This is a genomic window from Pseudomonas sp. BR20, assembly GCF_050780135.1.
Classification (GTDB): Bacteria; Pseudomonadota; Gammaproteobacteria; order Pseudomonadales; family Pseudomonadaceae; genus Aquipseudomonas.
The window spans coordinates 1190694-1203973 of sequence record NZ_CP172012.1 but is presented as its reverse complement, the minus strand read 5'-3'; the positions used below and the strand labels follow the sequence as shown (position 1 = coordinate 1203973).

The 13280-nt window shown below is 61.0% G+C and carries 10 protein-coding genes; 1 reads left to right on the top strand and 9 read right to left on the bottom strand.

What is annotated here, in order from left to right:
* Nucleotides 1-31 precede the first annotated feature (31 nt).
* Nucleotides 32-1378 (bottom strand): metalloprotease PmbA, encoded by a 1347-nt coding sequence (gene pmbA, locus ACHPFG_RS05335; protein ID WP_431701769.1) that lies wholly within the window; start codon nt 1376-1378, stop codon nt 32-34.
* A gap of 108 nt (nt 1379-1486) precedes the next feature.
* Here pmbA and yjgA point away from each other — a divergent pair, with 108 nt between their 5' ends.
* Nucleotides 1487-2008: a ribosome biogenesis factor YjgA gene (gene yjgA / locus ACHPFG_RS05330; RefSeq protein ID WP_017138246.1), complete on the top strand. Its 522-nt coding sequence runs from the start codon at nt 1487-1489 to the stop codon at nt 2006-2008.
* Nucleotides 2009-2053: 45 nt separating this feature from the next.
* Here the strand turns inward: yjgA and tldD are convergent, their stop codons facing one another.
* From tldD to mreB, 8 genes are all read right to left on the bottom strand, one after another.
* Complete coding sequence (gene tldD, locus ACHPFG_RS05325) at nt 2054-3496, bottom strand: metalloprotease TldD (RefSeq protein WP_431701768.1); 1443 nt, start codon at nt 3494-3496, stop codon at nt 2054-2056.
* A 16-nt stretch (nt 3497-3512) separates the two neighbouring features.
* Entirely contained in the window at nt 3513-4361 is an 849-nt protein-coding gene (locus tag ACHPFG_RS05320) for a carbon-nitrogen hydrolase family protein (protein WP_431701767.1), read from the bottom strand.
* A gap of 48 nt (nt 4362-4409) precedes the next feature.
* The gene (locus tag ACHPFG_RS05315; RefSeq protein ID WP_431701766.1) at nt 4410-8225 is read right to left on the bottom strand and encodes a YhdP family protein; all 3816 of its coding nucleotides are present in this window, start codon (nt 8223-8225) and stop codon (nt 4410-4412) included.
* A gap of 76 nt (nt 8226-8301) precedes the next feature.
* Nucleotides 8302-9759, bottom strand: a complete 1458-nt coding sequence (gene rng, locus ACHPFG_RS05310) for a ribonuclease G (RefSeq protein WP_010213134.1) — start codon at nt 9757-9759, stop codon at nt 8302-8304.
* A 70-nt stretch (nt 9760-9829) separates the two neighbouring features.
* Nucleotides 9830-10426 (bottom strand): Maf family protein, encoded by a 597-nt coding sequence (locus tag ACHPFG_RS05305; protein ID WP_431701765.1) that lies wholly within the window; start codon nt 10424-10426, stop codon nt 9830-9832.
* Between the two features lie 51 nt (nt 10427-10477).
* The gene (mreD, locus tag ACHPFG_RS05300) at nt 10478-10966 is read right to left on the bottom strand and encodes a rod shape-determining protein MreD (RefSeq protein WP_027604826.1); all 489 of its coding nucleotides are present in this window, start codon (nt 10964-10966) and stop codon (nt 10478-10480) included.
* Nucleotides 10966-12087: a rod shape-determining protein MreC gene (gene mreC, locus ACHPFG_RS05295; RefSeq protein ID WP_145335341.1), complete on the bottom strand. Its 1122-nt coding sequence runs from the start codon at nt 12085-12087 to the stop codon at nt 10966-10968. The genes mreD and mreC overlap by 1 nt, the downstream gene beginning before the upstream one ends.
* Before the next feature lie 138 nt (nt 12088-12225).
* Entirely contained in the window at nt 12226-13263 is a 1038-nt protein-coding gene (mreB, locus tag ACHPFG_RS05290) for a rod shape-determining protein MreB (RefSeq protein WP_002555108.1), read from the bottom strand.
* Between the last annotated feature and the right edge of the window lie 17 nt (nt 13264-13280).

Sequence of the window (13280 nt, the reverse complement as noted above, 5' to 3'; positions counted from 1 at the left end):
AGGCGCGCCTTTTTGTGAAGCTGTAGCGGGATTAACTGCCTGCGACGGTCATCCGCTCGATCAGCACCGAGCCTGTGCGAATATTGCTGCGCAGCTCCAGGTCATTCCCCACGGCAACGATCTGCTTGAACATATCGCGCATATTGCCGGCGATGGTCACTTCCTGGACGGGAAACTGAATCTCACCGTTTTCCACCCAGAAACCCGCCGCGCCACGTGAATAATCCCCAGTGACCATATTCAGGCCATGGCCCATCAATTCGGTCACCAAAAGGCCACGTCCCATGCGACGCAACAGCGCCGCCTGGTCTTCGTCGCCATGGGTCACGAACAGGTTATGCACGCCGCCGGCGTTGGCAGTGCTTGGCAGGCCGAGTTTGCGGCCTGAATAGGTGCCGAGTACGTAAGACACCAGCTCACCGTTTTCGACGAACGGCTTGGCATACGTGGCCAGGCCGTCCCCGTCGAACGCCGAACTGCCCATGGCACGCATCAAGTGCGGACGCTCATCGATGGTCAGCCACTCGGGAAACAATGTCTGGCCGATCGCCCCTTCAAGGAACGAAGACTTGCGATACAGATTGCCGCCAGAAATGGCCCCCAGGAAACTGCCAAACAAACCGCCTGCCAGCTCCGCCGAAAACAGTACAGGCACTTCACACGTCGGCACCGGGCGCGCGCCCAGGCGGCTCGCGGCACGTTGTGCGGCACGTTGACCAATGCTGACCGGGTCTGCCAGCAATTCACCCTGACGACTTACGTCGTACCAGTAATCACGCTGCATCTGGCCATTGGCCTCGGCGATCATCACGCAGCTCAAACTATGGCGAGTGGACGCATACCCGCCGATAAACCCGTGGCTGTTGCCGTATACGCGACAGCCCTGGTGAGTGTTCAATGTGGTGCCATCGGCGTTCTTGATGCGGGTATCGGCATCGAACGCTGCCGCTTCACAGGTCAGCGCCAGCTCGATGGCCCGCTCGGGCGTGATATCCCAGGCATGGAACAGATCGAAATCCTTCAAGTCCTTGGCCATCAGCGCCTTATCGGCCAAGCCCGAGCTTTCATCCTCGGAGGTGTGCTGGGCAATCGCCAATGCGGCGGCAACCGTTTCGCGTATTGCCTCCGGTCCGCTGGCCGACGTACTGGCCGAACCTTTGCGTTGCCCCACGTACAAGGTGATGCCAAATCCCTGGTCACGGTTGAATTCAACGGTTTCCACTTCACGCTGGCGCACCGAGGTCGACAACCCTTGCTCCAGCGACACCGCCACTTCACAGGCACTGGCCCCCTGGCGCTTGGCCTCGGCAAGGATCTGCTCGACTTGTTCCTGCAGGGCCGGTAACGCTTGCGGACCGACGCTTTGGGCTGCACTCATGGTTTTCTCCACTCAAATTCTGCTTTCGGTTAAGGCCATCGAGCGACCGGGCCGGACAAGCGGCCCCCGACTGGTTATCATGGCGGCGTTTCTTTGCGGACTGCCACCATGGTTGATTCTTACGACGACTCCCTCGATGGGGAGAAAAGCAAAACCCAGGTCAAACGTGAGCTGCATGCTCTGGTTGACCTGGGCGAGCGCCTTACAACGCTCAAGAAAGACTTGATTGCAAAACTGCCACTGACCGACGAAATGCGCCGGGCGCTTGCGGACGCGCCCAAGCACACCGCGAATATCGCGCGTAAACGGCACATCATGTTTATCGGCAAGCTGATGCGCGATCAGGACACTGACGCCATTCTCGCCTTGCTTGATCAAACCGATGCCTCCACTCGCCAGTACAACGAACGTTTCCATAACCTGGAACGTTGGCGTGACCGCCTGATCTCGGGCGATGACGCGGTGCTGGAGAAATTCGTGCTGGATTACCCGGATGCGGACCGCCAGCAACTGCGCTCCCTGATCCGTCAGGCCCAGCACGAGCAGGCGCATAACAAGGCGCCGGCCACCAGCCGTAAAATCTTCAAATACATCCGTGAGCTGGACGAGACTCAACGCGGCCTGCGTTGATGCCCTTCCCCGGGTGGCGATCTTCGCCACCCGAAGCTCCACCCCTTATGACCCCGTGCCACCCACGGTGATCGCATCAATTTTCAGCGTTGGCTGGCCGACCCCTACCGGCACCGACTGCCCATCTTTCCCGCACATGCCCACACCACTGTCCAGGGCCAGGTCGTTGCCGACCATCGACACCTTGCTCATGGCTTCAGGGCCATTGCCAATCAACGTTGCCCCTTTGACTGGCGCGGTAATCTTGCCGTCTTCGATCAGGTACGCCTCGCTGGTGGAGAACACGAACTTGCCGCTGGTGATATCCACCTGGCCGCCGCCGAGGTTGGCGCAGTAGATACCGCGCTTCACCGAGGCGATGATCTCCGCCGGGTCGCTTTCGCCACCGAGCATGTAGGTGTTGGTCATGCGTGGCATCGGCAGGTGGGCATAAGATTCGCGACGGCCATTACCGGTGCGCGCCACGCCCATCAGACGGGCATTGAGCTTGTCCTGCATGTAGCCCTTGAGCACACCGTTTTCAATCAAGGTGGTGCATTCGGTTGGCGTGCCTTCATCATCGACACTCAGCGAGCCACGGCGACCGGCCAGGGTGCCATCATCGACAATGGTGCAGAGCTTGGACGCAACCATCTCGCCCATGCGCCCGCTGTAGGCGGAGCTGCCTTTGCGGTTGAAGTCGCCTTCCAGGCCATGGCCCACGGCCTCGTGCAGCAATACGCCGGACCAGCCCGAGCCCAACACCACCGGCAACGTGCCGGCCGGCGCCGGAATGGCTTCAAGGTTCACCAACGCCTGGCGCAAAGCCTCACGGGCATAGCCCATGGCACGGTCGTCGGTGAGGAAGTAACGGTAGTCGGTACGCCCGCCGCCGCCATGGCCGCCACGCTCACGGCGGCCGTTCTGCTCGACGATCACGCTGACATTGAAACGCACCAGCGGCCGCACGTCCGCCGCCAGGCCCCCGTCGGTGGACGCCACCAGGATGCGTTCCCACACACCAGCCATGCTCACGGAGACTTGCTGGATACGCGGGTCCAGGGCGCGGGTGGCGGCGTCGACACGCTTGAGCAGCTCGACCTTTTCCGCGCGGCTGATCACTTCCAAGGGATTGTCCGGGGCATACAACTGCGCCACGTCCTGGGTACTGAACGCCTGCACGGTGCCATTTTGGCCCGCACGGGAGATCGAACGCGCAGCACGCGCCGCCAAGCCCAAGGCTTCCAGAGTGATCGCGTTACTGTAGGCGAAACCGGTCTTTTCACCGGATTGCGCGCGTACGCCTACACCTTGGTCAAGATTGAAACTGCCCTCCTTGACGATTCCGTCTTCGAGGGACCAGGACTCGGAGATCTGCCCCTGGAAATACAGGTCGGCGGCATCGATGCCTGGCCCGGCCAGGTCGCCAAGCACGGTTTGCAAGCTTTCGATGGTCACGCCACCGGGCGCCAGGAGGTGTTCACTGACTGAGGACAACAACTCGCTCATAGGTTTGGCCTTAAATTCATCGTTCTGAAGCAGGTCGCTGTGCGCCCTGCGAGAAAAAGCGCCGATGGTTCACCACCGGCATGCGCGCCCGTATCGACGCCTGTTCACTGCTATCGCGTTCGGCCAGCAACACCGCTTCGCCTTGACCCTGTTGTGTCAGCACCTGGCCCCATGGGTCGACGATCGCCGCGTGACCATAGGTTTCCCGCGGCCCTGGATGCACGCCGCCCTGGGCGGCCGCCAGCAGGTAACACTGGGTCTCGATGGCCCGCGCACGAATCAGCACGTCCCAGTGGGCAGCGCCCGTGACGGCGGTAAAGGCCGAGGGTGCGGTGATCAATTCAGCCCCCGCTGCGCGTAGCTCGCTGTACAACTCAGGGAAGCGCAGGTCGTAACAGACCGTCAGGCCCAAACGGCCAACCGGCGTATCCGCCACCACCACATTGCTTCCAAAAGCATAGTCATCGGATTCCCGATAGCGACCCCGGGCGTCCGCCACATCCACATCGAACAAATGCAGCTTGTCGTAACGGGCAACGACTTCGCCGCGATCATCAATCAGCAGCGAGCAGGCGTTGGGCTTGGCGTGTGGATGGTCCTTGGGCGGCAACGGTAATGTGCCAGCCACTATCCATAAGGTGAGGTCACGGGCGGTCTGTTTCAACCACGGCAGGATCGGACCTTCGCCCAGTGCCTCGGCGCGGCCAATATCCGCGGCGTCGCGGCGGCCCATGGCGGCAAAGTTTTCCGGCAGCACCGCCAGCTTCGCACCGCCGGCCGCCGCTTGTTCCAGTAAGCGCCGGGCCTGGACTAGGTTGGCCAGCACATCGCTCTGACTGACCATTTGAATTACCGCAAAGGACATGGGCCGATACTCCGTAAAAGGCATGGGGCCATGCTACTCCACAGGCTCTCAGTTTGGTTTTTCAAAGGGCTTGTCGAAGGTGATTTTTGGATCCTTCCATGGGCCTTCCACCTTGTATTGCACGCTGGCGAAGCGCGAAACACGGTCACCGATCAGCTTGTCGATCAGGAACAGTGCGCCACCAATCGCCGGCGCGCCCACGATCAGCGCGGCAATCGGCAGGTTGTTGGTCACCGGCAACGTCACCAGCAACTTGGCATCGACACGATCAGCCACCAGGTCCAGGGTGCCATTGAGCTCCAGGTTGCTCGACGGGCCGGTCATGGTGATCGGCTCGCGCGTCACGAACACGCCATTGCTGGCGACCAATTGCCCCTTGACCCGGTCATAACTCAAGCCCTTGCCCAGCAGGTCGGAGAAGTCCAGGCGCAGGCGGCGCCCGATGGAGTTGAAGTTGAGCAGGCCGAATACCCGCAGCGCCTGGGCGCCACCTTCCACCTCGACAAACTGACCTTTACGGAACGCCGCATCCAGGCTACCGGAAAAACGCTTTGGCCCGACCCAGGCCGGCGAACCCGGCCAACGTCCATCCACATCCAGGTGGAAGTCCTCGCTGGTGACCGTGGGCGCATAGCCCCAGCCTTTGAGTACGTCGGCGATGTTCTTGCCATCCAGGCGGCCCTTGTACCAGCTGCTGCTGTCACCCGGAGCCCCTTCCCATCCGCCGGCGCCCTTGAGTTGCATGCCCTTGAGGCCCAGGTCCAGCGTATTGAACGCCAGACCCTTGGCAGTTGGTCGGATCTTGAGCGACCAGGCGCCAATCAGGTCCGGCCCCTGAAACAGCTGGTCAATGGCAATATCCAGCGCGGGAATATCCTTGGGATCAATACTGGCCAACGGGTCCGGTGCATTTTCATCAGCCTGTACCGTCGGGTCCACCGCCGGCAGCTTCACGTATTGCAGGTTGACCGCAATCGGCGCGCCCTTGGCATCCGGCAGGTTCACGGCCCCCTTGGCCTGCTGGCTGTCGAACTGTAAGCCCCAGGCAGCGGACTTGCGATCCAGCAGCAGGTTGACCTGATCGAACTGGGTACCCAGACCGGTGAGCTTGCCAATCTTGAATTCGGCACCGCTCAGCAGTTGTTTGGCACTGCCACCAGGGTCATTGCCAGCATACTGGTTCACCAGCTTTTTCCATGGATCGATATCCAGTTCCGAGAGCACGCCGCGGATGCGCAAACCCTTGGCGCCTGGCAGTACGGCATCACCATCGCCAAGGAACAACTCGCCACGGCCGTCATTGAGTTTGTCTGGCGGCGCGGCAAAGGTGAAGTTGGCCAACTCACCATAATCGAACCAGTAGCGGCGCTCAGCCCCCTGCAAAGTCATGCGGAATACGCTGTCACGTCCCTGGCTGGCCGGCATGCCGAACGGCGCAGGCAAATCCACCGCAACGCCCTTGAGATTGGAGCTGACCATCAGTTGGCTGTCGGCCCCGTCCAGGTTGAGCTGCAACTGATACGAAATATCACCGGACACCGGCAACGGCTGGCTGACTTTCAACCAATCCGTCAAGCGCTTGACCGTCACCTGCCCCCTGGCGGCGACACGGGTACTGATATTGCCCGGCTTGCCATCGGCAAAGATCTGCGCGGTGATCGGCCGGTCAAATGCCTGGGCTGTAATCTTTTCGCCGCTCAGGCCCTTGGCGCTGTCGAAGCGGAAACTGCCCTTGAGCTGCGTCAGGTCCAGGGGCGGCTCCGCCAATTGCAGGCGCGCCTTATCAGTCTGGAAATCCACCACGATCCTGGGCTCGATACCCTTGACCAGCGGAACGTCCAGATCCAGCGTGCCTTGCAGGTCTCCTTCGCCTTTCCAGCCGGCGAAAGTGGATGCCGTGCCAATGGGCGCTTCCTGGAGGATCTTCAGCCCATCACCCAGGCCACCGGCAAAACCACCGGTAAGCAACAGATGACTTTCCTTACCGGACGGCGCGTGGGGAATATTGACGTAGACGTCCTTGACCTTGGTGTCGAGCAACTGCCCCTTGCTGGCCAGGATGCGCACGCCGGTCTCTTCAACAAACACTTCACCATTGACCTTGTTCACATGGGGCCAGCCCGGCTGGAAAGCCAACTCGGCGTCATGCACCTTGAAGAACAGGCTGATATTGCGCGCGGCCGGCAACGCGTCGTGGTTCAGCGACCCCTGGTACTGGAAGAACCCCTGATCCACCGCGCCCTTGAGAATCGCCGTGCGCAGCCACTCATCCAACGCGGGGCTCAGCACGGCGGGCAGGTATTTAGGGGTAAAGCGTCCATCGCCATCGACCATACCGACCCGCAGGTCCATATAGTCTTCCTGGCTGTGGTCGAAATGCAGGCGAATCAGGAAATCGGCGGCGATCTTGCCTTCTTCCCCCAGCACCTTGATATACGGGGCGATCAGGGTGAAGCCTTCTTTATCCAGCTTCCACGTCAGACGTGCATTGGCCTGGAGATACTGCCAGGGCTTGGCGAAGATCGGATCGAGGTGCAGGGAAAAATCCTTGCTGTCCATGCGCAACTCGCCTTGGCCCAGGTCGCCGCTGATACTGCCGGAAACGTTGCGCGCGGCCGGCGCACCGAAGTAGGCGTCAAACCCGACCCGCTCCAGGTTGGCGGCAAAGCTGACTTTTTGATCGGTAGTGTCTTGAGGACGGAAATCCACCAGCACATTACGCAGCAGGCCGGTGGCCTTCAGATGCTCGACGGTCTTGGCGACACCTTCCGGCAGCGGCGCCAGGGCGTTGAGCAACGGTGTGATGGGGGTCAGGTCGAGGCGGTCAGCCTGCAGCTTCCAGGCTTCCTGAGCCTTGTCGGTAGCCAGTGTCTGCTGCAATTGCAGGCGCGATTCCCATCGGGTCTCGCCCAGGCTCATCGCCAGGGAATCAAACAACACCTTCAAGCCGGTATCACTGCGTTGCAAATAGGCCGTAAGTGCAAGGTTTTCGACATGGACCGGCTTGCGCTCGGCGTAGCTGCCCTTCACTTGCGGCGAGTTGAGGCGCACTACCGCACTTTGCACAGTGCCCTTACCCCAGCTCAGCCAGAATTCACCACCGGCCTTGAACTGCGTGAGTTTCCACTGCTGGGTCAGCCTGGCGGGAATCCACTTGGCCCAGTCGCTTTGGGGCAGGCTCAGGTAGGCCTCGACTTCAGCGTCCTTCCACTGGCTCGCGCGAATGCGACTGCGCAGGCTCAGGGCAAGGGGCTGGCCGTCGGGCAAGGTCAGGCGAGCGTCCAGGCGCTGGCGGGTGACGCCCGTGTGCAGGCTCAGGCCCACATACGTCAGGGTCAGCGGCGCCTGGTCGAACGGTTGCAGGGTGACCTGGCTGTCGAGCAGCGACACGCGCTTGACCATCTGCATGCGCTTGAGCAACTGCTCCGGGTCCAGCGGCTGGTCATCCTGCATCGGCAAGCCTTGCAGGGCCCAATGGCCGTCCTTGTCTTCCTTGGCGCTCAGTTGCAGGCCACTGACTTCCAGGTGCGCAATACGCACTTCGCGCGCCATCAGGCTCGCCCATATATCCGGCACCACTTCGACCTGATCCAGGCGCAAGGCATTGCTGCCCTCGCCGACCATCACGTCGTGGGCCAGCAACATGGGCGCGAAGCCGCTCCAACGGCCTTCAAGGCTGCCGATGTGCACAGGCATGTCCACCGCAGCCTGGGCCTTGGCTTCGATTTCCGCGCGGTATTCGGCCACCAGCGGGGTCAATTCACGCCCCAGGCTCACATACACCGCCGCCAACACCAGCAGCAAGGCGCACAGCCCAAGGCCCCAACGGGTCAAAGCGGCAAAAAAGCGTATCAGACGCTCCATGTCAGGCGACCCTCAAGGCAGTAGGCGAACGGCAGCTCAAGGTCTGCAAGTCTCGTAAAAAGAAAACGAATGAGGATCAGAGCAGCACCACGTCGTATTGTTCCTGTGAATACATGGTTTCGACCTGGAAGCGAATCGTACGCCCGATAAAACCCTCCAGTTCAGCCACGTTACCGGACTCTTCATCCAGCAGGCGGTCAACCACTTTCTGGTTGGCCAACACTCTATAACCTTCGGCCTGATAGGCCCGCGCCTCTCGCAGGATTTCCCGGAAAATCTCGTAGCAAACCGTTTCCGGGGTTTTCAACTTGCCGCGGCCCTGGCAACTGCTGCACGGCTCGCACAGCACCTGCTCCAGGCTCTCGCGGGTGCGCTTGCGGGTCATCTGCACCAGGCCCAGCTCAGTGATGCCGATGATATTGGTCTTGGCGTGATCGCGCTCCAGCTGCTTTTCAAGGGTGCGCAGCACCTGGCGCTGGTGCTCTTCATCTTCCATGTCGATGAAGTCGATGATGATGATACCGCCCAGGTTACGCAGGCGCAGTTGGCGAGCAATGGCCGTTGCCGCTTCGAGATTGGTCTTGAAGATGGTCTCTTCAAGGTTGCGATGGCCAACGAACGCACCGGTGTTGACGTCGATGGTGGTCATGGCTTCCGCCGGGTCCACCACCAGGTAACCGCCGGACTTAAGCGGCACCTTGCGCTCCAAGGCTTTCTGGATTTCGTCCTCGACGCCATACAGGTCGAAGATCGGCCGTTCGCCAGGGTAGTGCTCCAGGCGATCGGCAATTTCCGGCATCAGCTCGGCAACAAATTGCGTGGTGCGCTGGAAGGTTTCCCGCGAGTCGATGCGAATTTTCTCAATCTTGGGGCTGACCAGGTCGCGCAATGTGCGCAGGGCCAAGCCCAGGTCTTCGTAGATCACGCTCGGCGCGCCGATGGTCTTTATCTGTGCGCCGATCTGGTCCCACAGGCGCCGCAGGTAGCGAATGTCCATGAGAATTTCGTCAGCGCCTGCGCCCTCGGCAGCGGTGCGCAGGATAAAACCACCCGCTTCCTTGATACCTTCGGCGGCCACGCAGTCGCTGACCACCTTTTTCAGGCGCTCGCGCTCGGCTTCATCTTCAATCTTCAGGGAAATGCCGACATGGGCGGTGCGCGGCATGTAAACCAGGTAGCGCGAAGGAATCGACAGCTGAGTCGTCAGCCGCGCGCCCTTGGAACCGATGGGGTCCTTGGTGACTTGCACCACCAGGCTCTGCCCCTCATGCACCAAGGCACTGATGCTTTCCACTGCCGGCCCTTCGCGCAGGGAGATCTCCGAGGCGTGGATAAACGCCGCCCGGTCCAGGCCGATGTCGACAAATGCCGCCTGCATGCCCGGCAACACCCGTACCACCTTGCCCTTGTAGATATTGCCGACGATCCCGCGTTTCTGGGTGCGCTCGACATGCACTTCTTGCAGAACACCGTTCTCTACCACCGCCACGCGCGATTCCATCGGCGTGATATTGATCAGAATCTCTTCACTCATGGCTGGGTCTCGTTCAGGCGTTTTCACAATAGTGACCGATCGCTTAAGGCTGGGCGCTGACGTCACGCGCTCAGCGCACGGTAAGGTTTTGCCAACAGGGTATGCCGAATTGGGCCAGCAGTTGCGCGGTTTCGCACACCGGCAGGCCTACCACGGCGGAATAGCTGCCATTGAGCCCGGCCACAAACACCGACCCAAGCCCTTGAATAGCATAGCCGCCCGCCTTGTCCTGGGGTTCGCCGCTGTGCCAGTAGGTTGTAGCCTCCTCGACAGAAATCCCACGAAAAAGTACACGACTACTGACACATCGGGTTTCACAGCGCAGGCCATCAGTGAGCGCGATGGCGGTGAGGACTTCATGCTCACGCCCCGCCAAGGCCATCAACATCGCCAGGGCATCGGCCTGGTCCACAGGCTTGCCAAGGATCTGGCCGTCCACAACCACCGCCGTATCGGCGCCCAGCACGCAAGCACCTGGCTCTTCCCCAAGCGCAGCAAATCCCGCCGCCGCCTTGCCGCGCGCAAGACGCTCAACGTAGGCAACAGCCGATTCATTGGTAAAGGGAGTTTCATCGATCGCGGCGCTGACCACAGTGAAAGGCACACCGATCTGGGTCAGCAGTTCACGCCGCCTCGGGGAGCCCGAGGCCAGATAAAGCGAATTCATTGCAGACTCTCCCTGTGGGGTTCGATAACCAGGCAGAGCCTCGCAATCCATTCAATTGATTTTATAGCGGCGACGTAACCCGCGCAGGCCAAAACTGATCCACGGCCACAGCAGCGCACTGACCAGGGCCGGTAACACGAGCGCCAGGGTTGGCTGGCGGTTACCGGTCAAGGCACTGAGCCACAGCTGTACCAACTGCGCCAGGCCGAAGATCACCAGGATCACCAGGCATTGCTGCCACATCGGGAACATCCGCAGGCGCTGCTGCAACGACAGTACCAGGAAGGTGATCAGGGTCAGGATCAACGCGTTCTGGCCCAGCAAGGTGCCATACAGCACATCTTCCGCCAAGCCCAGGAACATGGCCGTAACCATGCCCACTTTATGCGGCAGGTTCAGCGACCAGAATGCCAGCAGCAATGCCAGCCACAGCGGACGCAGGATCTCCATGAATTGCGGCAGCGGCGAAACGCTGAGCAGCAAGCCGATGGCGAATGTCAGCCAGACGATCCAGCCATTGCTCGAATGGGTACCGGCCATTATTCCTCCCTCTGCCGTGTGGTTGCCGGGGCGGCGGCTGGAGGCTTCGCAGCAGGCGTCGTGGTGGCAGGTGTGGTGGCAGGTGGTTTCGCAGCAGTCGGTTTCACCGGGTGCGCACTATGGGCTGCAGGCTTGACCGGTGTGGCCACAGGCGCCGTAGCTGCCGGAGTTGCCGCCGGTACAACGGGGGTAGTCGACTGAGGCTTGGGCACGGTCGCAGGAATGATCGGCGCAGTGCCGTTCTTCTTGTCTTCCGCTTCCTGGGCCTGGGCGGCGTCGTTGGCACGCTCTTCCGGGGTACGGTTGTCGCTGAACACCAGCAGCAGGTAGCGGCTGCGGTTCAGGGCGGCAGTGGGCACGGCGCGCACAATGGCGAATGGCTGGCCGGAGTCGTGGATCACCTCCTTGACCGTTGCCACCGGGTAACCCGCCGGGAACCGCTGGCCCAGGCCGGAGCTGACCAGCAGGTCGCCTTCCTTGATGTCGGCCGTGTCCGCGACGTGACGCAATTCCAGGCGCTCGGGGTTACCGGTACCGCTGGCAATCGCGCGCAAGCCGTTACGGTTGACCTGCACCGGAATGCTGTGGGTGGTGTCCGTCAGCAACAGGACCCGCGAGGTGTAGGGCATCAACTCTACGACCTGCCCCATCAGTCCCCGAGCATCCAGTACCGGCTGACCAAGCACCACACCGTCGCGCTCACCCTTGTTGATGATGATGCGATGGGTAAAGGGGTTGGGGTCCATGCCGATCAACTCGGCGACTTCGACCTTCTCGTTGACCAACGCGGAAGAGTTGAGCAACTCGCGCAGCCGAACGTTCTGCTCGGTGAGGGCCGCCAGCTTTTGCATGCGCCCCTGCAACAGCAGGTTTTCGGTCTTGAGTTTTTCGTTCTCGGCAACCAGCTCGGTGCGGCTGCCAAATTGGCTGGCCACGCCCTGGTAGAGACGTTGCGGCAGGTCGGTGATCCAGTAGGTCTGCATCAACACCAGCGACATTTGGCTACGCACCGGCTTGAGCAGCGCAAAGCGGGCGTCGACCACCATCAATGCGACCGAAAGCACGACCAGCACCAATAAGCGCACGCCCAATGAGGGGCCTTTGGCGAAAAGCGGTTTAATAAGCCGCTCCTCCCAGGCAAATGTTCTCTTTATTCATACGGCATCTAACCGGCCTGGATGCAGATTGAAGACGATAAACGCCAACAGGCAGCACTGCAAAGTGCTGCCTGCGGGCGAAACATGGTGCAACCAACGATCTTATTCGCTGGAGAGCAGGTCCATGGTGTGTTTATCCATCATTTCCAGTGCACGACCGCCACCACGGGCAACGCAGGTCAGCGGGTCTTCGGCGACGATCACCGGCAGGCCGGTTTCCTGGGCCAGCAGCTTGTCGAGGTCGCGCAACAGGGCGCCACCACCGGTCAGCACCAGGCCTCGCTCGGCGATGTCGGAAGCCAGTTCCGGCGGCGATTGCTCCAGGGCGCTCTTCACAGCCTGAACGATGGTGGCCAGGGACTCTTGCAGAGCTTCCAGCACTTCATTGGAGTTCAGGGTGAAGGCACGTGGAACGCCTTCGGCCAGGTTGCGACCGCGAACATCGACTTCGCGAACTTCGCCGCCCGGGTAAGCGGTACCGATTTCCTGCTTGATGCGCTCGGCGGTGGATTCGCCGATCAGGCTGCCGTAGTTGCGACGGACATAAGTGATGATCGCTTCGTCGAAACGGTCGCCGCCTACCCGTACGGATTCGGCATACACCACACCGTTCAGGGAAATCAGGGCGATTTCAGTGGTACCACCACCGATATCCACCACCATCGAACCGCGCGCTTCTTCAACCGGCAGGCCGGCACCGATCGCAGCAGCCATCGGCTCTTCGATCAGGAACACTTCGCGGGCACCGGCGCCAAGGGCCGATTCACGGATGGCACGACGCTCCACCTGGGTGGATTTGCACGGAACGCAGATCAGCACACGAGGGCTGGGCTGCAGGAAACTGTTTTCGTGAACCTTGTTGATGAAGTACTGCAGCATCTTCTCGCAGACGCTGAAGTCGGCGATCACGCCGTCCTTCATCGGACGAATGGCAGCAATATTGCCTGGTGTTCGGCCGAGCATGCGCTTGGCCTCGGTGCCGACGGCAACGACACTTTTCTGATTACCATGGGTCCGAATGGCCACAACCGATGGCTCATTCAGAACGATACCGCGCTCGCGCACGTAAATAAGGGTGTTGGCAGTGCCCAGGTCAATGGAAAGATCGCTGGAAAACATGCCACGCAGTTTCTTGAACATGGGGAAAGGACCCTAGG

Coding starts and splice junctions, on each gene's coding strand:
- rng (WP_010213134.1), bottom strand. CDS start 9,759: ATGAGTGAAGAGATTCTGATCAATATCACGCCGATGGAATCGCGCGTG.
- tldD (WP_431701768.1), bottom strand. CDS start 3,496: ATGAGCGAGTTGTTGTCCTCAGTCAGTGAACACCTCCTGGCGCCCGGT.
- ACHPFG_RS05315 (WP_431701766.1), bottom strand. CDS start 8,225: ATGGAGCGTCTGATACGCTTTTTTGCCGCTTTGACCCGTTGGGGCCTT.
- ACHPFG_RS05320 (WP_431701767.1), bottom strand. CDS start 4,361: ATGTCCTTTGCGGTAATTCAAATGGTCAGTCAGAGCGATGTGCTGGCC.
- ACHPFG_RS05305 (WP_431701765.1), bottom strand. CDS start 10,426: ATGAATTCGCTTTATCTGGCCTCGGGCTCCCCGAGGCGGCGTGAACTG.
- mreB (WP_002555108.1), bottom strand. CDS start 13,263: ATGTTCAAGAAACTGCGTGGCATGTTTTCCAGCGATCTTTCCATTGAC.
- pmbA (WP_431701769.1), bottom strand. CDS start 1,378: ATGAGTGCAGCCCAAAGCGTCGGTCCGCAAGCGTTACCGGCCCTGCAG.
- yjgA (WP_017138246.1), top strand. CDS start 1,487: ATGGTTGATTCTTACGACGACTCCCTCGATGGGGAGAAAAGCAAAACC.
- mreD (WP_027604826.1), bottom strand. CDS start 10,966: ATGGCCGGTACCCATTCGAGCAATGGCTGGATCGTCTGGCTGACATTC.